The sequence below is a fragment of the Micromonospora sp. NPDC048986 genome, assembly GCF_040649335.1.
Classification (GTDB): domain Bacteria; phylum Actinomycetota; class Actinomycetes; order Mycobacteriales; family Micromonosporaceae; genus Micromonospora; species Micromonospora alfalfae.
Window position 1 is genome coordinate 43,564 of record NZ_JBEZFJ010000009.1, and the last position, 21,329, is coordinate 64,892.

The following is a 21,329-nucleotide window of genomic DNA, read 5'->3' on the forward strand; positions in this document are numbered from 1 at the left end:
CCGCGCCCGCACCCCGCCCTGGCCTGGCCTGGCCTGGCCCGCCCCGCCCTGGCCTGGCCTGGCCTGGCCCCGCGATCTTGCACTTTCTGTCCCGGCAAATCGGGCTATCTGTCGCAAATAGACAACCGAAAGTGCAAGATCGCGGGCGCGCGGGCGCGCGGGCGCGTGGGCGCGTGGGCGCGTGGGCGCGTGGGCGCGTGGGGTGCGCGGGAGCGTGGGCGCGAGGGGTGCGTGGGGTGGGTTAGGGCAGGCCTCGGGGTAGCAGTTTGGTGGGGAGGACCGTGGTGGACGGGGGAGTGTCGTCTCCGGCGACTCTTTGGAAGAGGCGCTCCGTGGCGACCCTTGCCAACTCCCTCGTGTCGTACGCGACGACTGTCAGCGGTCGAGGCATCAGGTGGGCCAGCTCGAAGTCGTCGAACCCGACCAGCGCGGCGTCGCTGCCCCGCCGGTGCAGCTCCTGGAGCGCGCCGACGGTGAGCCGGTTGTTGGCGCAGAAGAACGCGGTGGGCGGCTCCGGCAGGTCGAGCAGCGCGGCCACCGCTCGGCCGGCCTCCTCGGGAGCGATGAGGCGCTCGCGGATCAGCGACTCGTCCGGCTCGACCCCGGCGGCGTCCAGCGCCGCCCGTGCCCCGGCCAGCCGCTCCCGCATCGTGGGCACGCTCGGCGCGCCGAGCAGCAGCCCCACCCGTCGGTGCCCCTGTGCGAGCAGTGCGCTCACCCCGGCGTGGCTGCCACCCCGGTTGTCCAACAGCACGGCGTCGGCTTGCAGCCCCTGCGGTGGCCGGTCCAGGAACACCACTGGCATGCCCAGCTCGACCTCGCGACGCAGGAACGAGTGGTCGAGGCCCGCCGGCACCACCAGCAGGCCGTCGACCCGACGCTGGGTGAAGTCCTGGAGCAGGGCGCGTTCCCGCTCCGGGTCCTCCTCCGACGACGCGGTGATCAGCATGGTGCCGTGGGCGGCGGCGATCTCGGCGGCGACGCTGGCGATTGTCGCGTAGAACGGGTTGGCGATCTCCTCGATCAGCAGCCCGACGGTGGCGTTGAGCTGCCGGGAGCGCAGGTTACGAGCGATGTCGTTGCGCCGGAAGCCCAGCTCGGCGATCGCGGCCAGCACCCGGCCGACCAACTCCTGCCCCACCGGCTCGTCGTTGACGACCCGGGAGACCGTCTTCAGGCTGACGTCGGCCCGCCGGGCCACGTCGACCATCGTGGGACGCCGACGTACTGTCGGCCGGGTCGGGGTCTGGGTCACGGGGTGGTCCTCCACGGCGGGCGCGGGTCAGCGGTCGAGGGCGGCGAGCGCGTCGACCGCTTTTCGGGCGGCGATGAGCACCGGATCCCAGACCGGCGCGTACGGCGGAGCGTAGCCCAGGTCCAGCGCCGTCATATCGTCCACCGTCATGCCGTTCCACAGCGCCACGGCCAGCGTGTCGATCCGTTTGGCCGCCTCGGACCAGCCGACGATCTGCGCGCCGAGCAACCGGCCGCTGGGGCGCTCGGCGATCAGCTTGACAGTCATCGGCCGGGCACCGGGGTAGTAACCGGCCCGGTTGGTCGACTCGGCGATCACCGAGACGAACTCGAAGCCGGCAGCCGTGGCTTCCCGCTCCCGTAGACCCGTCCGACCCACCTCCAGGTCGCAGACCTTGGTCACCGCGGTGCCGATCACCCCCGCGAAGGTGGCGTACCCGCCGCCGATGTTGATCCCGGCGACCCGGCCCTGCTTGTTGGCGTGCGTGCCGAGTGGCACGTGCACCGGCAGCCCGCTGACCCGGTGCAGGGTCTCCACGCAGTCACCGGCCGCCCAGACCCGGGGGAGCCCTGGCACCCGCATCCGACGGTCGACCCGGATCGCGCCGGTCGGCCCGAGGGGCAGCCCGGCCGCCTCCGCGAGAGCGGTGTTGGGGCGTACGCCGAGACCCATGACCACGACGTCGGTCGGGATCGGCCCCTCGGCGGTGACCACGGCGGACACCCGGCCGTCCCGCTCCTCAATGCCGGTCACCGGCAGGCTGGTGCGGATTGTGACACCGAGACCGCGCATGGCGTCGGCGACCAGTTCGGCCATCTCGGCGTCGACGGTGGCCATGGGTTGCTCGCCGGCCTCCACCAGGGTCACCGAGAGGCCGCGTTGGATCAGGGCTTCGGCGATCTCGACGCCGATGTACCCGCCGCCGACCACCACGGCCCGGCGCGGCTGCGGGTCGGCGTCCAGCCAGTCGCGTAACGCCGCACCGTCGTCGAGGGTCTGCATGCCGAACACGCCGCCCGCGTCGGTGATCGCCCACGACGGTTTCACCGGCACCGCGCCGGTCGCGTACACCAGGTCGTCGAAGCGTTCGCGGACCTCGCCGCCGCCCTCCAGGTCCCGGGCCACCACCTCGCGGCGGTCCAGGTCGATGCTCGTGACCTCGTGGCGCATCCGGACGTCCATCGCGTACTCGGTGCGGAACGTCTCCGGGGTCCTGGCGATCAACGCCTCGGGGCCGGGCACCAGGCCGCTGATCCAGTACGGGATGCCGCACGCCGAGTAGGAGGTGAAGTTGCCCCGTTCGAAGACCACGATCTCCAGGTCGCCACTGTCACGGCGGCGTCGGGCCTGGGACGCCGCCGACATTCCGGCGGCGTCCCCGCCGATGACGATCAGCCGTTGGGCCACGGGTTCATCCTGTCACGCCGTGATCAGCCGCGGGTCTGCCGCGCGACGTCCTGCACCACGTCGGTGAGTCGTCCGGTGCGCTCGAACACCGCGCGCTGCCGCGCCGCGCCGCTGCCGTGCCGGCGCAACCCACCCAGCAGGTCGGTCACCTCGGCCCAGTCGCCGTGCTGCTCCAGCGCCGGCCGCATCCGCTCGACGAACCGGTCCAACAGCTCCCAGGTCGGGCGCAGCTCACCGGTTGTGACGTCGACGGCTTCGCCTTCCAACCCGTCGTGGGCGGCCCGCCAGTGCGCGCCGACCAGCAGGTGGTGGTCGGTCTGCAACGCCGGCCGGCCGGCCTCGACCTCCGCCATGGCGGTGGCCACGAGTGCCCGGACCAGCGCGGCGACCAGCACCGCGTCGTCCACCGACGGGCAGACGTCGCCGATCCGCAGCTCCACCGTCGGGTACTTCGCCGACAGGCGTGCGTACCAGTAGAGCATCCCCTCGTCGAGCATCACGCCGCTGGAGATCAACTGGCGGATCAGCCGCTGGTAGTGCTCGTGCGACTCCAGGAACGGCGTCGGCGCCACCGACGGCCAGCGCTCCCATTCCACCGAGCGCCAACTGGCGTAGCCGGTGTCCTCGCCCCGGGAGAACGGCGAGTTGGTGGTCACCGCGTGCAGCATCGGCAGCCACGGCCGTACGTGGTTGAGCACCTGCACGCCGGTGTCCGGGTCGGGCACCCCGACGTGTACGTGCATGCCGTTGTTGCCGGGGCCGGGGACGAGCAGCCGGAACCGTTCGATCATCCGGTCGAAGCGGGGCTTGTCCACCACCGGCGGCACCGGGCCGTCCACCGGGCCGGTGCCGATGGCGAGCAGGCGTACGCCGGCCCGCTCGGCGGCGTCGGAGAGTGCCCGACGCAGGACGCCGAGGGAGTGCCGGATCGAGGAGAGCTCCAGGCCGGGCGGGCTGCCGATCTCGATCTGACTGGTCTGGAACTCCCGCTCCACCTGCCCGCGAAGTTCGGCCGGCACCTGCTCCATGACCAGGTCCACGGCCGGAACCGCGGCCCCGGTGTGCGGGTCGACGAGCAGGAACTCCTCCTCGACACCCACGGTGAGCAACCCGGTCGCCGCAGCCATGTCGCTGGGCGCCTCTGCCACCTGACCGGTCATCGACATCACCCGTCCGTTCCTACCGTTCGCGGTCCGTCCGCGTTGGTCCATCGTTGGTTACCCAACGTGGCGATGCCGGGAAACGTGGCGGCGGCGCTCGTACTCGGGGCGGACCGCCGGATTCGGCCGGGTGACGTGACAGCGGGTCCTATGCTGGGCCCGTGCCGGTGCTGCTGGGCTATGTCGGGGTCGCGTGGATGTCCGCGTTCGCCCAGCTCACAGTGCTCGCGGGTCGACCGGTCGACCTGCTGGCGGGCGCCGCGCTGACCGCCCTGGTGCTGCTCGCGGTGGTGCTGGCGGCCCGGGTGCACGACCGGGCGGGCGGGCCCGGTGCCGGGCCGCGGTGGGCCGGCCTGCGGGCCCGTTCCCGAAGTCGCCGAATGCCTCGCCAGATCGACCCGGATGCGGCCGGTCGTCCTCGTCCCCGTGCTCCGGGGCACCCCTCGGCCGCGTAGCGCCCCGCCGCCGCGCGGCCGATCCCGCCGTCACCGGCCCCCCTTGCTGAGCGGACAACGCCCGGGGGAGGGCCTCACCGGAATCGGACCGAGGGGTTTCCCATGCTTGCCTTCGCACCACTGCACGACGCTGTCGCCGCTGCCGGCAGCGCGCTGTCCTGGCTCACCGAGCTGCTCGAACCACTGGCCGGCGGCGGGGCGACCGCCGCCGCCATCGTGCTCTTCACCATCGCCGTCCGCCTGCTGATCTCGCCGCTGACCGTCGCGCAGGTCCGCGGCGAGCGGCGCCGCGCGGCGCTCGCCCCACAGGTGCGTGAGCTCCAGCAGCGGTACGCGGACGACCCGGCGACGCTTCAGCGCGAGGTGTTCACGTTGTACCGGGAGGCCGGCGCGAACCCGATCGCCGGCTGCCTGCCGCTGCTCATCCAGGCGCCGTTCCTGCTGGTGCTGTACCGGTTGTTCAGCACCAGTGAGGGCGGCACCGGGTTGTTGGACGAGCGGTTGGCCGGCGTGCCACTGGGTCACCATCTCAGCGACGGGCTGGCCGGTGCGGCCGGACCGCTGTTCGGCGTGCTGCTTGTGGTGTTGCTGGCGGTGGCCTGGTGGTCGTCGCGGCGAGCTCGGCGGGCGGCGGCGGCGGTGGGCACGGTGGCGGGCACGCCGACCGAGGGGCCGGGGGCGGCCACGCTCGGTCGGCTGCTGCCCCTGCTGCCGTTCACGACGGTGCTGGTGGCGCTGGTGCTGCCGCTCGCCGCGGTGATCTACCTGGTGACCACGAGCGTGTGGTCGGCAGTTGAGCAGGCGGTGCTCCGCCGTCCGCAGGCGGTTCCGTCGCACCCTCTGGACAGAAACAGTTAACTGTCTTAATAATTGGCAGCAACGTTGACGTCCATAAATGCCCGTCCGGGCCCGGAGGGTCGCATGAAACGCTCCAGATCCCTCGTCCTGTCCCTCGTCGCCGCCCTCGCTGCGACACTCGGCGCGGCCTGGGTGGCGCTGCCCGCGTACGCCGCAGGCGCCACCGCCAGCTTCGTCAAGACCGCCGAGTGGGGCTCGGGTTGGGAGGGGAAGTACACAGTCACCAACGGCGGCAGCTCGACCATCAACGGCTGGAGCCTCGCCTTCGACCTGTCGTCCGGCACCACCCTCGGCAGCTACTGGGACGCGTTGCTCAGCTCATCCGGCCAGCGGCACACCTTCACCAACCGGTCCTGGAACGGCACCATCGCACCGGGCGCGTCGGTCTCCTTCGGCTTCCTGGCCAGCGGCCCCGGCTCGCCGAGCGGCTGCCAGCTCAACGGCGCGTCCTGCGGCGGCGGCACCCCACCCACCACGCCGCCACCCACCACGCCGCCACCGACGACGCCCCCGCCGACCACCCCGCCGCCGACCGACCCGCCCACCGGTGGGCTGCCGAAACACCTGCTCACCGGGTACTGGCACAACTTCGACAACCCGGCCGTCGAGCTGCGGCTGCGCGACGTCCCCGCCGAGTACGACCTGGTGGCCGTCGCCTTCGCCGAGGCCACCACCACGCCCGGCGCGCTCACCTTCGGCATCGACAGCGGGTTGGCCGCTGCGCTCGGCGGCTACACCGACGCGGACTTCACCGCCGACGTCCGCACCCTGCACAGCCGGGGCAAGCGGGTGATCCTCTCCGTCGGCGGTGAGACCGGCCGGGTCACAGTGAACAACGCCGCCTCGGCCGCCGCGTTCGCCGACACTGCCGCCGCGCTGATCGCCCGGTACGGCTTCGACGGGATCGACATCGACCTGGAGAACGGGCTCAACCCGACGTACATGGCGCAGGCGCTGCGCGCGCTACGAGCCAAGATCGGGTCGGGTCTGATCATCGCGATGGCGCCGCAGACCATCGACATGCAGAACCCGGCCGGCGGCTACTTCAAGCTGGCGCTCGACATCAAGGACATCCTCACCGTCGTCAACACCCAGTACTACAACTCCGGCGCGATGCTCGGTTGCGACCAGAACGCCGCGTACGGCCAGGGCACTGTGAACTTCATCGTCGCGTTGGCCTGCATCCAGTTGGAGGCCGGGCTCCGCCCCGATCAGGTCGGCCTCGGCCTGCCCGCCGGAGCTGGGGCGGCCGGCGGGGGCATCGTCGCGCCCAGCGTGGTCAACGCCGCCCTGGACTGCCTGGCCCGGGGCACCAACTGCGGCAGCTTCCGCCCGCCGCGCACCTACCCCGGCATCCGGGGCGCGATGACCTGGTCGGTGAACTGGGACGTCAGCAACGGCAACGGCTTCGCCAACACTGTGGGCCCGCACCTGGACACCCTGCCCTGACCGCGCTCGCCGGCGTCCGGTCAGGACGCCGGCGGTAGGCGGTGACGCGGATCAGCGACCGGCGGTCACCGACCGCCGGTCGTCGCGGTCCCGACGCTTGCGGACCTTACGGATCACCCAGCTGACCACCATCACCACGAAGACCGCGACGATCGCGTAGTTGAACCAGTCGCTGTAGCGCTCGACATCCTGCCAACGGCTCCCGAGCGCGTAACCGGCCCCCACGATGAGACCGTTCCACACCCCGCTGCCGATCGTGGTGAGCAGGATGAACTCACCCAACGGCATCCGGTTGGCCCCGGCCGGCACGGAAACCAGGCTGCGGACCACCGGCACCACCCGGCCGATCAGCACCGCCCACCGACCGTGCCGCTCGAACCACTTGTCGGCCTTCTCCAGGTCGTCGGTGTCCACCAACGGGATGTGGTCCAACCAGCGCTTGAGCCGTTCCTCGCCCAGCGCCGCGCCCAGCCAGTACAGCACCAACGCGCCGACGAGTGAGCCGACCGTCGCGGCCAGCACCACGAGGAAGACGTTGAACTCGCCCTCGTGCGCCAGGAAACCGGCGAGCGCCAGCACGATCTCACTGGGGATCGGCGGAACGATGCTCTCCAGCGCCACCAGCAGCGCCACTCCGACCGGGCCCATCACCTCGATCACCGAGGCCACCCAGCCGGTCAACCCGGTGAACTCGGACGGGTCGCCAGCCTGGGCGTACGCCATGGTCGTCCTTCCGGTCGGCGGTCGGGGATCGGAGGGTCATACCCACCGGGGCGCGAACTACACCTGCGCTCAGTGCTCCGGGTGCAGGGCCGTGTCCGCCGGCCCCTGCCGCCAACCGGTGAACACCACTGTCAGACCGGCGCGGGACGGCGAACAGCAGAACGGGCCGGCGACAGCCTCGGCCGTCGGGTCCAGCGGGGCGAGCCGGACCAGTCGCCACGGTTCGTCGTCGACCCGGGCGCGGACAGTCAGCGCGTCACCGGCCCGGCTGACCCGGACGGTCACCTCCCGGCCCGTCCAGTCCGGCACCGGCCCCACCGACCAGTCGGAGAACTCCCGGGTCACCACCGCGCCGAGCTGCGCCTCGCCGTCGCTCACCTCGACACCGGCCTTGGTCCAGGTCCGTTCGTCCACGCGGACGAAGACCCCGGCCTGGTCGAACTGCGCCGAGAAGTCGAGCCGGAAGCTCACCTCCATGGCGGTGCCCACCGGCAGCGGCGCCAGCAGGGCCGGGCCGTTGTCGTGGACGAAGCCGTAACTGGTCCGCCGCCAGAAGTCGCTGTCCGCCGCCGGCTCGACGACCAACTCGCCGGCCGGGCCCTCCTCGACGCGTACCGGCGGGTGCAGCCAACTGCCCCGGGACCAGTCCAACAGTTCGCTCGGCGGTACGAGGTCGTTCTCCATGACGGCACGGTAACCAACGCCGCCCCGTGCCCGCCGTGCGCCGCCCGCCGGACGGGGTTTGCCGCGGTGATCGAACGGAGATGTTCCTTCGGCATGGGTGACCGTTGGTATTCCGAAGCCGTCGTCTACTGCCTCGACATCGACACGTACGCCGACTCCGACGGCGACGGGGTCGGTGACATCCGTGGGCTGATCGGGAGGCTGGACTACCTGGCCCGGCTCGGGGTGACCTGCCTGTGGCTGCACCCGATCCACCCGTCGCCCAACCGTGACGACGGCTACGACGCCACCGACTTCTACAACGTGGACCCGCGCTTCGGCACCCTGGGCGACTTCGCCGAGCTGCTGCACCAGGCGCAGAACCGGGGCATCCGGGTGATCATCGACCTGGTGGTCAACCACACCTCCGACGAGCACCCGTGGTTCCAGTCCGCCCGCTCGTCGCCGGACTCGCCGTACCGGGACTGGTTCGTCTGGTCCGACACCGAGCCGGACGACAGGCACCAGGGCATGGTCTTCCCCGGCGAGCAGAACGAGACCTGGAGCTACGACCGCACCGCCAAGGCGTGGTTCTACCACCGGTTCTACAAGTTCCAGCCGGACCTCAACTTCGCCAATCCGCAGGTCCGGGACGAAATCAAGAAGATCATGTCGTTCTGGCTCCAGCTCGGTGTCTCCGGTTTCCGGATGGACGCGGTGCCGTTCATCATCGAGCTGACCGAACCGGGCAACCCGAACTCCCCGAAGGACTTCGAGTTCCTCACCGAGATGCGCCAGCACGTCCAGTGGCGCCGCGGCGATGCCGTCCTGCTGGCCGAGGCGAACGTCGAGCCGGACCAGCTACCGACGTTCTTCGGCGACGCCAGCGGCTCCGGCAACCGGATCCACATGCTCTTCGACTTCATGCTCAACGGTCGACTCATGCTCGCCCTGGCCAGGGAGGACCCGGAGTCGCTGATCGAGGCGCTCCGCGACACCCCGAAGCTGCCGGTCGGCGGGCAGTGGGCCACCTTCCTGCGCAACCACGACGAGATCGACCTGTCCCGGCTGACCACCGAACAGCGCAACCAGGTGTACGCGAAGTTCGGCCCGGACGAGAACATGCGCATCTACGACCGGGGCATCCGTCGCCGGCTCGCTCCGATGCTCGGCAACGACCGGCGGCACATCGAGCTGGCGTACGCCCTCCAGTTCTCGATGCGCGGCACGCCGGTGCTGCGCTACGGCGAGGAGATCGGGATGGGCGAGGACCTGTCGCTGCCCGGTCGGGAGGCGATCCGTACCCCCATGCAGTGGTCGTACCAGCCGAATGCCGGCTTCTCCACGGCGGACCCGGAGAAGCTGGTCCGCCCGGTGATCGACAAGGGTGAGTTCGGCTACCAGAACGTCAACGTCACCGCCCAGCGCAGCGACGCCAAGTCGCTGCTCGCCTGGTTCGAGCGCATGATCCGTACGCTGCGGGAGGCTCCGGAGATCGGCTCCGGCTCGACGACCCACATCGACGTGGCGATGCCGGCCGGAGTGCTCGCGCACCGGGCCGACGGGCCGACCGGGACGATGGTCTTCGTGCACAACCTCAGCACCGACGACGTCGAGGTGGATCTCAGCAGCCTTGAGCCGGAGGCCGACCTGCCGATCGACGTGCTCGCCGATCGTGGCTACGGAGAGTTGGGCAAGCTCGGCGCGGTCAAGGTGTCCGGCCACGGATACCGGTGGATTCGCCTATGCCGAGGGTCGGCCTGTTGAGGTTAAGCTCCTCCGATCGACCCCAAGTTACCGGGAGGTAATCATGTCGGAGGAGTCCCGCGTCGCCATCGTCACCGGAGCCGCACGCGGCATCGGCGCGGCCACCGCCCGACGGCTGGCCGCCGACGGACTGGCCGTCGCCGTGGTCGACATCGAGGAGGCGGCCACCAAGGAGACGGTGGACGCCATCGCCGGTGCCGGTGGCCGGGCGCTCGGAGTGGGCGCGGACGTGTCCGACCGGGACCAGGTCGAGGCGGCGGTGACCCGGATCGCCGCCGAGTTGGGCGCGCCCACCGTGCTGGTCAACAACGCCGGTGTGCTCCGCGACAACCTGCTGTTCAAGATGACCAACGCCGACTGGGACACGGTCATGGGGGTGCACCTGCGCGGGGCGTTCCTGTTCAGCCAGGCCGCCCAGAAGCACATGGTGGACCGGAAGTGGGGGCGGATCGTCAACCTCTCCAGCACCTCCGCGCTGGGCAACCGGGGCCAGGCGAACTACGCAGCCGCCAAGGCCGGTCTGCAGGGCTTCACCAAGACGCTCGCCATCGAGCTGGGTCCGTTCGGAGTGACAGTGAACGCTGTCGCACCCGGCTTCATCGTCACCGACATGACAGCGGCCACCGCCGCCCGGATGAAGGTCGACTTCGACGACTTCCAGAAGCACGCCGCCGCCGAGATCCCGGTCCGTCGCCCGGGCCGGCCGGAGGACGTCGCGCACACCATCTCGTTCCTGGCGAGCGAGGGCGCCGGCTTCGTCTCCGGTCAGGTCATCTACGTCGCGGGCGGCCCACGGGACTGACCCGTACTCCCGACGAGGGCGCTCCGGCAGGTGAGCCGGCGCCCTCGTCGCCGGGTCTGCGCCCGGTCGGGCGGCGCGCGGCGGGTCAGCGGGTGCGGCAGGTCAGGCGGGTGCGCGACGGGTGCGCCAGAGCCAGATCAGGCCGAGCACCGGCAGCACCAGTGGGATGTAGCCGTACCCGCTGCCGAACTGCGACCAGACCGTCTCGTCCGGGAAGAGGTCCTTGTCGACCAGGCTCAGAATGCCGACCGCGACCACCCCGACCAGCTCCACCGAGCAGCACGCCAGCGCGACCCGACGGCCGGTGTGCCCGGCGCGGGCCAACCCCACCGCCGCCACGATGTAGATGAGCGCGGCCACCCCGGAGAGCAGGTACGCCACCGGCGCCTCGTCGAACTTGGTGGCGATCTGCAAACCCGCCCGACTCGTCGCCGCGATGGCGAACAGCAGGTAGACAGCGATCAGCAGCCGACCCGGGCCGGAGTTCGTGCGCTGCCGAGCCGGTCCTGTCTCAACCACCGAGCACCTCCCAGGTCTGCTGCAGGCGGACCACCACCACCGGGGTCACCAGGCAGACCGCGCACACGATCGCCGAGCCCCAGCGGGTCGGTTCCATCCGGGCCAGCACCCAGGCCAGTGGCGGCAGGCACACCAGCGTGACCAGGTAGCCGAAGAAGGCGCCGGGCTCGCCGGGCCGATCCCCGCCGCCGACCGCGACGAGCGCCAGCACGCCCAACACCAACAACGCCACTTCGAGTACGGCCAGGCCGACGAACTGCATCCGGTCCGGCGGTCGGTGGCGTACCGCCGCCACCAGCGCCCACGCCGCAACGAGCAGTGACAGCACGATCGGCACTGTCGCGACGATCCCGTCCACCGGCGAATCGGCGCCCACGCTGGTCACCGGGACCACCCGGTCGTTGCCTCGGTCACCGGCCCAGCCTACTAACCGTCGTAGTAAAGGGCCGCGCTGCCTCTGCACGTGTGACGGGCAGGTCGAGGTGCCCGCAGTTCCCGGTGCCCGCCGGGCGTCAGTCGCCTGCTTGCAGCCAGTAGACGGAGACGGCCAGGAGCGCATCCGGGCCGTCGTTCGTGATCTGGTGCGGCACTCTGCTGTCGAACGCCGCGACGTCTCCGGCCCGCACGACCCTCGTCTGGTTGGCGAACGTCAAGGTGCCGGCCCCGGACACGATGATCCACACCTCGCGGGACCGGTGGACGTCGAGGTCGTTGGAGGTGTTCGGGGCCACCGACCAGCGAGCGACCTCGAACGGGGCGGGCGCCGTCGACGGAAACGGCAGCAGCGCGCGGTGCACGGGGCCACCCTGGGTGAAGTCGTACCAGTGTTCAAATGTCACGACACCGCTGGTGATCGCTGGATCGGTGCTCTGCATGCCGTCGAGACTGCCTCGCCGCGGCTGCCGGGTCTGGCGGAGATCGGACCTGACGTTGCCGACAGCGGCGCGCTGGCGGGGCCGGCAGACCACGGGCGGACCGATGCGCCGACGGCCGGGCGGTCAGCTCGACCACCGACCCCGGAAATGAAGGTGAGCTGCTTCGATTGGTCGAACCCGCCGCCGTCATGGCGGCCCGGGCGACTAGCGTGGATCACGTCCGTGGCGTTGTCGCGGTGCGGGGAGACAGCGGAGGTACACGTGCTGCGGTTCGGCTTGTTCGGCACCGGTCACTGGGCGATTGAGACGCACGGGAAGGCGCTGCACGCACATCCCGACGCGGAACTGGTCGGGGTGTGGGGCCGCAACCCGGAGCGGGCCTCCGCGCTCGCCGAGCGGTACGGGGTGCCCGCCTACGCCGACGTCGACGCGCTGATCGAGCAGTGCGAGGCGATCGCCGTCGCCCTGCCGCCGGACATCCAGGCCGACATCGCGGTCCGGGCCGCCCGCGCCGGCCGGCACCTGCTGCTGGACAAGCCGCTGGCGCTCAGCGTGGCCGACGCCGACAGCGTCGTGGCCGCCGCCGACGAGTCCGGGGTCGCCTCGGTCGTCTTCTTCACCCAGCGGTTCCAGCCGAACGTGACAGCGTTCCTCGCCGCCACCGCCGCCGCCGGGGGCTGGCAGCACGGTCGGACCACGGCGTTCGCCTCGATCTTCCAGGACGGCAGCCCGTACGGCGGCTCGTTGTGGCGTCGGGAGCACGGTGCGCTCTGGGACATCGCCCCGCACGCGCTCTCGATCCTGCTGCCGGTGCTGGGCCGGGTGACCCAGGTGGCGGCGATGGACGGACCGAGCGGGATGGTGCATCTGCTGCTCACCCACGAGGGCGGTGCCACGAGCAGCGCCTCGCTGTCCCTGGACGCCCCGACCGAGTCGATGGCCCGGGAGTTCGTGTTCTACGGCGAGAACGGCATCGAAAACGTCCCGTTCGGCGAGAACGACGCCGCCACCGCGTTCGGCGTCGCCATCGACCAGCTCGTCGAGCAGGTGCGGGCCGGCACCCGGGACCACCGCTGCGACGTCCGCTTCGGCCGCGAGGTCGTCAGCATCCTCGCCGCCGCCGAAACCGCCCGCACCGAATCCCGCACCATCCCCCTCCCCTAACCCCCACCCCCACCCGCCGTTCCCGTCGATCATGAAGTTAGCGGCGCGACACGCCGTGGCAGGTGGCAATAACTTCATGATCAACGGGGTGGGGTGGGGTGGGGTGGGGTGGGGTGGGGGGTTGGGGGGTTAGGTGGGGGTGGAGAGGGCGGCGTTCAGTTCGTCGGGGGAGTTGAACTGGTCGGGTGGTAGTGCCTGCAACATCTGCAACATCGCCGTGCTGGCCCCGTTCTCCTGACCCCAGCGGATCAGGTCCTCCCGGGAGACCGGGTAGTCGAGCCCGGCCAGGTACTCCTGCAACTGAACCCCGGTGACGGTCATGCCGGCCGGCTACCCGCTCGCGGTGGTCGTACACCGGCCTGGTTGGGCCCAGGACGGCCCGGCGGCCGGCGTGTCGGCCCGCGTTGCGCGCACGGTTTGCCGCAGCGGCGGCCGGGTAGCCGCTGCCATGCTGGTTCAGCGGCTCGGCGCGCCGAGCGATTTCGACCCGTTGCTGGAGCGCGTTCGGAACGCCAGGGTGGTGATGATCGGTGAGTCCACCCACGGCAGCTACGACTACTACCGGTTGCGGGAGCAGCTCACCCGCCGGTTGATCGCGGAGTGCGGTTTCTCCTTCGTCGCGGTGGAGGGTGACTGGCCCGACTGCGACCGGGTGCACCGTTCGGTGACCGCCTCGCCCGGCGGCGCGCTCGAACCGCAGCTCGCACTCCACCAGTTTGAGCGATGGCCGACCTGGATGTGGGCCAATGCCGAGGTGGCCCGGTTCGCCAGTTGGTTGCGGGCCTGGAACGTGGAACGGCCGGAGGAGCAGCGGGCCGGGTTCCACGGCCTCGACGTTTACAGCCTCTGGGAGTCGATGCAGGCGATCTTCGACTACCTGGGGGAGGAGGATCCGAAGTCGCTGGAGGCCGCGCAGGACGCGTACCGCTGTTTCGAGCCGTACGGCAAGAGGGTCGAGGAGTACGGCGCGGCCAGCCGCTTCGTCTCCGCCCGCTGCGAGGAGGAGGTCGTCCGGTTGCTCGCCCGGACCCGTGAACACGCCCTCTCCGATGGCCCGGACCGCTTCTCGGCCTGGCAGAACGCGGAGGTGGTGGCCGGCGCCGAGCGCTACTACCGGGCGATGGTGGCCGGTGGGCCGGACTCGTGGAACATCCGCGACACCCACATGCAGGACACCCTGGACCGGCTGTTGGACCGCTACGGCCCCGACGCCCGGGGCGTCGTCTGGGCGCACAACACGCACGTCGGGGATGCACGGGCCACCGACATGGCCGCCGACGGGATGGTCAACATTGGTCAGTTGGCCCGGGAGCGGCACGGCGAGGACACGGTGGCCCTGGTCGGCTTCGGCAGCTACCGGGGCACCGTGATCGCCGCACCGCGCTGGGGTTCGCCGCCCGAGGCGATGGTGGTGCCCCCGGCTCGGGAGGGCTCGATCGAGCGGCGGTTGCACGAGCTGATGCCGGAGCGGGCGGTGCTGATCTTCGGCGGTGACGACCAGCCGGGCTGGGTCACCGAGACCGTGGACCACCGGGCGATCGGGGTCGTCTACGACCCGTCGTTCGAGTCCTGGGGCAACTACGTGCCCACCCGGCTCGGCGACCGCTATGACGCCTTCATCTGGTGCGACGACACGACGGCCCTGCACCCACTACCGGTGCCAGCGGTCCCCGGCGAGATGGAGACCTACCCGGCCGGCGTCTGACGCGGTGCCTGATGGCGTCGATCATGGAGTTGTGGTGCTGGACGAAGGCCTCTGATCGGGGCACGACGGGCACCACAACTCCATGATCGACGGGGTGGTGCGGGTCAGACGTGGGTGGGGGTGCGCTCTTCGAGGTGGGTCCGCAGGCCCTCGCCTTCGATGTCCACGTTGGGCAGGGCGCGGTTGAGCCAGCGCGGCAGCCACCAGGCGCGGTCGCCGAGCAGCGACATCACCGCCGGGACGATTGTCATCCGGACCACGAACGCGTCGATGGCGACGCCGATGGCGAGCGCGAAGCCCATCGACTTGATCACCGGGTCCTCCAGGAAGACGAAGCCCCCGAAGACCGAGATCATGATCAGCGCGGCGGCCGTGACCACCCGTGCGCCGTGCCCCATACCGCTGATGGTGGCCTGTCGGGCGGTCTCACCGTGGACGAAGTCCTCCCGCATCCGGGAGACCAGGAACACCTCGTAGTCCATGGCGAGCCCGAACAGGATGCCGATGAGCAGGATCGGCAGGAAGCTGATCAGCGGGCCGGGCGTGTCCAGGCCGACGAGGTCGGCGAGGTGTCCCTGCTGGAAGACGGCCACCGTGATGCCGAACGTGGCGGCGACGGTGAGCAGGAAGCCCAGCGCTGCCTTGACCGGCACCAGCAGCGAACGGAACACCAGCATCAGCAGCAGCACCGAGAGGCCGACCACCAGCAGCAGGTAGATCGGTAGCGCGTCGGAGAGCTTCTCGGATACGTCGATGCCGATGGCGGTGACGCCGGTGAGCAGCACGTCCGCGTCGGGGATTCCGCTCACCGCGCCACGGATGTCGTGCACCAGGGTCTCGGTGGCCTCGTCGGTCGGGCCGGTCTTCGGGACCACGCCGAGCAGCGCGGTCCGGCCGTCCGGACTGAGCTGGGGCGGCGCCACCGCGAGGACGTTCTCGGTGCGCTGGAGCAGTGCGGTGACCTGCGGCACGGCGGCCGAGGTGGCCTGTGGCGTGTCACCGGCGACCACCACCGCGAGCCGGCCGGTGAAGCCAGCCCCGAAGCCCTCGACGGTCAGGTCGTTCGCCACCCGGGCGGGTGAGCCGACGGCGGCCGTCGCTGCGCCCGGCAGGGCCAGCCGCATGTCCGGCGTGGGCAGCGCGAGCAGCCCCAGGCCGAGCAGGCCGACCAGGATGACCGGTACGCGGAACCTGGTGACCAGTCGCGCCCAGCGGAAACCGAACCGGTTGCGCTCCTCGGTCGTGGTCGTGGCCGCGGCGGGCCGGTCGGTGACGTCCGAGTCGTCCTCGTCAGCGACGGTGCCGTCGGTGGGAACGGCGCGCAGCCGGCGGGGGAGCACCCGGCGACCGGCGAAGCCGAGCAGTGCCGGCTGGAGGGTGATGGCGACCAGCACGGCGACGGTGACCGTGCCGGCGGCGGCGAGACCCATCACGGTGAGGAACGGGATGTCGACCACGGCGAGCCCGGCCAGGGCGATGACCACTGTGGCGCCGGCGAAGACCACTGCCGAGCCGGCGGTACCCACGGCCCGGCCGACCGCCTCCTCCGGGGACAGGCCGTCGAGCAGGTTCTGCCGGTGTCGGGAGGTGATGAAGAGTGAGTAATCGATGCCGACAGCGAGACCGAGCATCAGCGCCAGGATCGGCGCGGTGCTGGTGAGCTGGACGGCGCCGCTCAGCGCGAACAGTCCGGCCATGCCGGCGCCCACGCCGATGAGCGCGTTGAGCATCGTCATGCCGGCGGCCACCAGGGACCCGAACGTGATGATCAGGACGATCGCGGCGACAAGCACGCCGAGCGCCTCGGTGGAGCCGATCTCCGGCTCGCCGCCGAGCACCTCACCGCCGGGGGCGACCTGCCAGCCCTGCGCCTTGGCCGCCGCGCCAACCTGCTCGTACGCGGTGCGCTGTTCGTCGGTCACGTCGTCCCCGCCAGTGGCGAACTGGACCTGGACCAGCGCGTACCGGCCGTTGGGTGAGACCGCGCCGACCTGGAGCGGGTTGACCGCGCCGACCACGCCGGGCAGTGCCGAGGCCTGCTGGACGAGCTCCTGCACCACTGCCTGACCCTGCGGGGTGGCCAGTTGGCCGTCGGCGGGCGCCTTGACCGCGATGGTGCCGGTGGCGCCGCTGGCCGCGGGGAACTGGTCGGCCAGCAGGTCGAGCGCGCGCTGGCTTTCGGTGCCGGGCATGGTGAAGTTGCTCGCCGTCGGGCCGCGCAGGGTCGCCGCGGCCAGGCCGGCGACGACGAGTACGACGAGCCAGAGCGCGACGACGAGCCGTCGCCGGCGCAACGCGCCCCGGCCGAGCCGGTAGAGCAGGGTGGCCATCAGGAGTCCTTGTCCTCGGTCGTGGGTGGATGGGGCAGTGGAGCGTCGACGGGTTCGACGGCCCGCCGGGCGAGGGTGAGCAGGCCGAGGCGCAGTTCGTCGTCGGGGATGTCGGCGAACTCGGCGCATGCCTCGGAGATGCCGGCGAGCAGGACCAGCGCGGCGATCCGGGCGCCCGGCCGGTCGGAGTGCCCGGCCAACGCGTCCCGCAGCCGGTCGGAGATCTCCTGGATGTGCGCGAAGGCCGGCTGGCACAGCAGCTCCGGGAACTCGCCGCGCAGTACCGCGATCTCCTGCCGGAACCGGACCGCGAGGTCGACGAAGCCCTGTGCGGCGACCTCCTGGGCGGCCGCTCCGGTCAGGCCGTTGAGCTGGTCGTCGAGGTTGCGGAGCACAGCGATCGCGGGTGCCATCAGTTCGGCGAGCAGGGCTTCCTTGTTGGCGAAGTGGTAGAGCACCGTGGCCTTGGAACAGCCGACCTCCCGGGCGATGTCCTGCAGGGAGGTGCCCCGGTAGCCGCTCACAGTGAACTGCCGCGCCGCGGCGGCGAGGATCTCGCCGTGCGTGTCGGGTACCGCTCTGACCATGCCGGTCCACCTCCCGCAGACCAGCATGCCTGACCGATCGGTCAGACCCTGACCGATCGGTCAGATAGAAGCGGTGGCGTTCACCACACCGCCGGGGCGGTTTATCGGGTGTGCTGGGTGTCGTACCTGGTCCGGGCCTCGGCGATGGCCCGCCGGTGCCGCTCGGCCCAGCTGGTCAGCGCCACCAGCGACTCGTAGAGCTCCAGCGCCATCGGGGTGGCGGTGTACTCGACCTTGGGCGGGACGGTCGGGTAGACAGTGCGGTGCAGCAGGCCGTCCCGCTCCAGGTTGCGCAGGGTCAGCGTGAGCATCCGGCGGCTGATCCCCTCGATGTGCCGCTCCAGCTCGGTGAAGCGCACCGGCCCGTGCGAGGCGGCCACCAGGATGCCGATGCTCCACTTGCCGCCGACCCGGTCGAGCACCTCGCGGACGGTGCACGCCCGAGCCTGACCGGGGGTGAACGGCACGTTCCCGGCCGAGCAGGTCAGCTCGGCCTCGACCAGCGCGGACACATCGCTGTTCCTCTGGGACATCAAAGTGCCTCCTTCCGCTCCGCCTCATGGTCACAGACGATGACCTCGGTAACAAACCGTGCACCAAGGAGGATTCGTGGAGCGTGTCGTCCCATCCCGTTGGCCGGCGTTGCTGGTGCTCTGCGCCGGCAGCCTGATGATCATCCTGGATGGCACAGTCGTCGCTGTGGCGCTGCCCGCCATCCAACGCGACCTGGGCTTCAGCGCCGCCGGCCTGGCCTGGGTGGTGAACGCCTACCTTGTCGCGTTCGGCGGGCTGCTGCTGCTCGCCGGCCGGCTCGGTGACCTGCTGGGCCGGCGCGGGGTCTTCCTGGCCGGGGTCACGCTGTTCACAGCGGCCTCGCTGGCCTGCGCTGTCGCCACCGGGCCGGCAGTGCTGGTGGGCGCGCGGTTCGGGCAGGGTGTCGGCGGTGCGTTGGCCATGGCGGTCAGCCTCGGCATGATCGTCCGGCTCTACCCGGAACCGGCCGAGCGGGCCCGCGCCATCGCCGTCTTCAGCTTCACCGGCGCGGCCGGCGCGTCGGTCGGGACCGTCGCCGGAGGGGTGCTCACCCAGGCCGCCGGGTGGCGGACGATCTTCCTGGTCAATGTGCCGATCGGGGCGGCCATCCTCGTCGCGGCCCTCCGCCGACTCCCGGCCGAACGAGGGATCGGCCTGCGCGCCGGCCTGGACGTGCCCGGCGCGCTGCTCGCCACCGCCGGTCTGATGGCCGCCGTGCTGGGCATCGTCGGCACCGGCGAGCACGGCTGGACCCACCCCCGGACGCTCGGCGCGGTGGCCCTCGCGGCGCTGCTGCTCGCCGGGTTCGCGCTGCGCCAGCGGGTGGCGGCGACCCCGCTGGTGCCGTCCCGGGTGCTGCGCGTCCCGGGCCTGGTGGCGGCGAACGCCGTGCAGTTCATCATGGTCTGCGCGTACTTCGGATTCCAGTTCCTGCTCGCCGTGGAGCTGCAACTGGTGCTGGGGCTGGACGCCGCCGCGACCGGCTGGGCCTTCCTGCCCACCCCTGTCGTGATCGCCGTGGTCTCGCTCGGCCTGGCCGGTCGGCTGATCGCCCGCTTCGGCGCCCGGATGGTTCTGCTGGTCGGGCTCGGCGTGGCGACCGTCGGCTTCCTCCTGCTCGCCCGGCTGCCCGCCGACGGGGTCTACGTCGCTGACGTACTCCCCGCGATGTTGATCTTCGGGGTGGCCGGCGGCCTGACCCTGCCGGCGGTCACCACAGTGGCCATGGCCGGCGCGACCGACACCGACGCCGGGCTCGCCTCGGGCCTTGCCAACACCACCCAACAGGTCGGCGGAGCGGTCGGCCTGGCCGCGCTGGCCACCCTGGCCGCCGCCCGCAGCGACGCGCTGAGGGCCGCCGGCCGGGCCGAGACCGCCGCGCTCGCCGGCGGCTACCGGACCGCGTTCGCCGTGGCCGCCGGTCTGGTGCTCGCCGCGTGGCTGGTGGCGCTGACCACACTGCCCCGACGCCCGGCCCGGCCGTCGTCGGCCGCCGATCCGTCTGGCCCGGCCGGGGTGAGCGCCGGAATCGATCCGTACCGAAGCGCCGCGTCCGGTTGACCGACGGCATCCAGGCCGGGAGGGTGGTCGGGTGAGCGAGGCTGACGAGACCCGGGACGGCGTGGCCCTGACCAACCTGGACCAGCCGCTGTCCGACCGCGACGGCGCGACAAAGCGTGACCTGGTCGACTACCTCGACGCGGTCCGGGACCGAATCCTTCCGCAGCTGCGGGGCCGGCCGCTGTCGGTGATCAGGGTCCGCCCCGGCCAGCCGCCGTTCATGCAGAAGAACCTGCCCCGCTACACCCCGGACTGGATCCGCCGGGCACCGGTCTGGGCCGAGGCGTCACACCGGGAGATCTCGTACGCCCTCTGCGACGACCGCCGCACCCTGCTCTGGTTCGCCAACCAGCGGGCGGTGGAGTACCACCCGACGTTGGCCACCGTGGCGGATCTGCACCGCCCGACCCACCTGATCCTCGACCTGGACCCGCCGGACGGCGACGGGTTCCGCGCGGCCGTCGACGCCGCCCTGCTGGTCCGTCAGGCGCTCGCCGACGCCGGTCTGGCCGGCGCCGTCAAGACCAGCGGCGCCAAGGGCGTGCACGTCTTCGTTCCGGTGACCGACGAACCAACGGCCGAGGAGCTGGCCGCCGCCACCCGGGCACTCGCCGTCCGCGCCGAGCGGCTCGACCCGGCGCTGGCCACCACTGCCTACATCAAGGAGGACCGGGGTGGCCGGGTCTTCGTGGACGCCACCCGGGCGGGTGGGGCGACAGTGGCCGCCGCGTACAGCCCCCGGCTGCGCCCGGGGATGCCGGTCTCCTTCCCTGTCGACTGGGCGGAGCTGACCGAGGTGACCCCCGCCGACTTCACCATCCGGACCGCGCCAGCACTGCTCGCCGACGGCGACCCGTGGGCCGCGCTGATGCCGGCACCCCAACAGCTCCCCGCCGATCTGGTCGCCGAGGGGCGGACCATCCCGGTGGCCCGGGTGCAGGCCATGCACGAGGGGAAGCGCCGGGCCCGCGCCCGCCGCGAGGCCGGCTGACCAGGCCCGTCGGCCTCAGCTCGCGCCCGGCGAGCGGTCGATGTCGGTGGGTTGTGGCACGATTTCGCAGGTGAGCAGCAAAGCCGACGCGACCCAGCGACTGGCCGACCTGGCGCGGCTGCGCCGGGTCCGCGACCGGATCGACAGGGAGTACGCGTCTCCGCTGGACGTCGAGGCGCTCGCCCGCGGCGCGCACATGTCGGCCGGGCACCTCAGCCGCGAGTTCCGGCTCGCCTATGGCGAATCTCCGTACAGCTACCTGATGACCCGACGGATCGAGCGGGCGATGGCCCTGCTGCGCCGTGGTGACCTGAGCGTTACCGACGTCTGTTTCGCTGTCGGTTGTTCGTCGTTGGGCACCTTCAGCACCCGCTTCACCGAGCTGGTGGGCGTGCCACCCAGCGTCTACCGGCGGCAGGCGGCGCAAACCACGGCGGGGATGCCGTCGTGCGTGTCGAAGCAGGTGACCAGACCGGTCAGGAATCGAGAAGCGCAGGTCACCGAGGCGCAACTAGCGTGACCAGC

General features: G+C 71.5%; 22 protein-coding genes. 10 read left to right on the forward strand and 12 right to left on the reverse strand.

Annotated elements, in window-relative coordinates; all coding sequences use genetic code 11:
- Positions 1-241: 241 nt before the first annotated feature.
- The 3 genes from AB0B94_RS19345 to AB0B94_RS19355 form a co-directional block, all read right to left on the reverse strand.
- Positions 242-1,210: a LacI family DNA-binding transcriptional regulator gene (locus AB0B94_RS19345; RefSeq protein WP_357282146.1), complete on the reverse strand. Its 969-nt coding sequence runs from the start codon at positions 1,208-1,210 to the stop codon at positions 242-244.
- 72 nt (positions 1,211-1,282) lie between these two features.
- Positions 1,283-2,662, reverse strand: a complete 1,380-nt coding sequence (locus AB0B94_RS19350; protein WP_357281683.1) for an FAD-dependent oxidoreductase — start codon at positions 2,660-2,662, stop codon at positions 1,283-1,285.
- A gap of 23 nt (positions 2,663-2,685) precedes the next feature.
- Positions 2,686-3,822 (reverse strand): glutamate--cysteine ligase, encoded by a 1,137-nt coding sequence (locus AB0B94_RS19355; RefSeq protein ID WP_357281685.1) that lies wholly within the window; start codon positions 3,820-3,822, stop codon positions 2,686-2,688.
- Between the two features lie 161 nt (positions 3,823-3,983).
- Here AB0B94_RS19355 and AB0B94_RS19360 point away from each other — a divergent pair, with 161 nt between their 5' ends.
- The 3 genes from AB0B94_RS19360 to AB0B94_RS19370 all read left to right on the forward strand — a co-directional run bounded on the left by AB0B94_RS19360 (position 3,984) and on the right by AB0B94_RS19370 (position 6,584).
- On the forward strand, positions 3,984-4,277 hold the full coding sequence (locus AB0B94_RS19360; protein WP_357281688.1) for a DUF6412 domain-containing protein: 294 nt from the start codon (positions 3,984-3,986) through the stop codon (positions 4,275-4,277).
- Positions 4,278-4,379: 102 nt separating this feature from the next.
- Entirely contained in the window at positions 4,380-5,135 is a 756-nt protein-coding gene (locus tag AB0B94_RS19365) for a membrane protein insertase YidC (protein WP_357281690.1), read from the forward strand.
- A 63-nt stretch (positions 5,136-5,198) separates the two neighbouring features.
- Positions 5,199-6,584, forward strand: a complete 1,386-nt coding sequence (locus AB0B94_RS19370) for a cellulose binding domain-containing protein (protein WP_357281692.1) — start codon at positions 5,199-5,201, stop codon at positions 6,582-6,584.
- Between the two features lie 51 nt (positions 6,585-6,635).
- Here AB0B94_RS19370 and AB0B94_RS19375 read toward each other — a convergent pair whose 3' ends face one another.
- Both AB0B94_RS19375 and AB0B94_RS19380 read right to left on the reverse strand, forming a co-directional pair.
- The gene (locus tag AB0B94_RS19375) at positions 6,636-7,307 is read right to left on the reverse strand and encodes a DedA family protein (protein WP_357281694.1); all 672 of its coding nucleotides are present in this window, start codon (positions 7,305-7,307) and stop codon (positions 6,636-6,638) included.
- A gap of 69 nt (positions 7,308-7,376) precedes the next feature.
- Entirely contained in the window at positions 7,377-7,991 is a 615-nt protein-coding gene (locus tag AB0B94_RS19380; RefSeq protein ID WP_357281697.1) for a DUF1349 domain-containing protein, read from the reverse strand.
- 93 nt (positions 7,992-8,084) lie between these two features.
- Here AB0B94_RS19380 and AB0B94_RS19385 point away from each other — a divergent pair, with 93 nt between their 5' ends.
- Both AB0B94_RS19385 and fabG read left to right on the forward strand, forming a co-directional pair.
- A complete protein-coding gene (locus AB0B94_RS19385) occupies positions 8,085-9,737 on the forward strand; it encodes an alpha-amylase family protein (protein ID WP_357282148.1) in 1,653 nt (550 codons plus the stop codon).
- A 43-nt stretch (positions 9,738-9,780) separates the two neighbouring features.
- Positions 9,781-10,539: a 3-oxoacyl-ACP reductase FabG gene (gene fabG, locus AB0B94_RS19390; protein WP_357281700.1), complete on the forward strand. Its 759-nt coding sequence runs from the start codon at positions 9,781-9,783 to the stop codon at positions 10,537-10,539.
- Positions 10,540-10,641: 102 nt separating this feature from the next.
- Here fabG and AB0B94_RS19395 read toward each other — a convergent pair whose 3' ends face one another.
- The 3 genes from AB0B94_RS19395 to AB0B94_RS19405 all read right to left on the reverse strand — a co-directional run bounded on the left by AB0B94_RS19395 (position 10,642) and on the right by AB0B94_RS19405 (position 11,933).
- Positions 10,642-11,058 (reverse strand): hypothetical protein, encoded by a 417-nt coding sequence (locus tag AB0B94_RS19395; protein WP_238670568.1) that lies wholly within the window; start codon positions 11,056-11,058, stop codon positions 10,642-10,644.
- Positions 11,051-11,443 (reverse strand): hypothetical protein, encoded by a 393-nt coding sequence (locus AB0B94_RS19400; RefSeq protein ID WP_357281702.1) that lies wholly within the window; start codon positions 11,441-11,443, stop codon positions 11,051-11,053. Before AB0B94_RS19400 ends, AB0B94_RS19395 begins: the two co-directional genes overlap by 8 nt.
- Positions 11,444-11,570: 127 nt before the next feature.
- Entirely contained in the window at positions 11,571-11,933 is a 363-nt protein-coding gene (locus tag AB0B94_RS19405; RefSeq protein ID WP_357281704.1) for a cupin domain-containing protein, read from the reverse strand.
- Between the two features lie 261 nt (positions 11,934-12,194).
- Between AB0B94_RS19405 and AB0B94_RS19410 the strand changes: the two genes are divergently transcribed.
- A complete protein-coding gene (locus tag AB0B94_RS19410) occupies positions 12,195-13,097 on the forward strand; it encodes a Gfo/Idh/MocA family oxidoreductase (protein ID WP_357281706.1) in 903 nt (300 codons plus the stop codon).
- Positions 13,098-13,226: 129 nt separating this feature from the next.
- Here AB0B94_RS19410 and AB0B94_RS19415 read toward each other — a convergent pair whose 3' ends face one another.
- Positions 13,227-13,418, reverse strand: coding sequence for a DUF2795 domain-containing protein (locus AB0B94_RS19415; RefSeq protein ID WP_238670564.1), 192 nt, complete (start codon positions 13,416-13,418; stop codon positions 13,227-13,229).
- Positions 13,419-13,545: 127 nt separating this feature from the next.
- On the opposite strand from AB0B94_RS19415, the gene AB0B94_RS19420 reads away from it, so the two are divergent.
- The gene (locus tag AB0B94_RS19420; RefSeq protein ID WP_357281709.1) at positions 13,546-14,802 is read left to right on the forward strand and encodes an erythromycin esterase family protein; all 1,257 of its coding nucleotides are present in this window, start codon (positions 13,546-13,548) and stop codon (positions 14,800-14,802) included.
- Positions 14,803-14,906: 104 nt separating this feature from the next.
- Here the strand turns inward: AB0B94_RS19420 and AB0B94_RS19425 are convergent, their stop codons facing one another.
- The 3 genes from AB0B94_RS19425 to AB0B94_RS19435 form a co-directional block, all read right to left on the reverse strand.
- Positions 14,907-17,132: an MMPL family transporter gene (locus AB0B94_RS19425; protein WP_357281712.1), complete on the reverse strand. Its 2,226-nt coding sequence runs from the start codon at positions 17,130-17,132 to the stop codon at positions 14,907-14,909.
- Positions 17,132-17,719, reverse strand: a complete 588-nt coding sequence (locus AB0B94_RS19430; RefSeq protein WP_238670561.1) for a TetR/AcrR family transcriptional regulator — start codon at positions 17,717-17,719, stop codon at positions 17,132-17,134. Before AB0B94_RS19430 ends, AB0B94_RS19425 begins: the two co-directional genes overlap by 1 nt.
- A 101-nt stretch (positions 17,720-17,820) precedes the next feature.
- Positions 17,821-18,255, reverse strand: a complete 435-nt coding sequence (locus AB0B94_RS19435; protein ID WP_238670560.1) for a helix-turn-helix domain-containing protein — start codon at positions 18,253-18,255, stop codon at positions 17,821-17,823.
- A gap of 73 nt (positions 18,256-18,328) precedes the next feature.
- Here AB0B94_RS19435 and AB0B94_RS19440 point away from each other — a divergent pair, with 73 nt between their 5' ends.
- From AB0B94_RS19440 to AB0B94_RS19450, 3 genes are all read left to right on the forward strand, one after another.
- Positions 18,329-19,813 carry an MFS transporter gene (locus tag AB0B94_RS19440; protein ID WP_357281717.1) on the forward strand — a complete coding sequence of 495 codons (1,485 nt, stop codon included), beginning with the start codon at positions 18,329-18,331 and terminating at the stop codon, positions 19,811-19,813.
- A 31-nt stretch (positions 19,814-19,844) separates the two neighbouring features.
- A complete protein-coding gene (locus tag AB0B94_RS19445) occupies positions 19,845-20,804 on the forward strand; it encodes an ATP-dependent DNA ligase (protein WP_357281719.1) in 960 nt (319 codons plus the stop codon).
- A 70-nt stretch (positions 20,805-20,874) separates the two neighbouring features.
- Positions 20,875-21,324 (forward strand): helix-turn-helix transcriptional regulator, encoded by a 450-nt coding sequence (locus tag AB0B94_RS19450; protein ID WP_357281721.1) that lies wholly within the window; start codon positions 20,875-20,877, stop codon positions 21,322-21,324.
- The last annotated feature ends 5 nt before the right edge of the window (positions 21,325-21,329 follow it).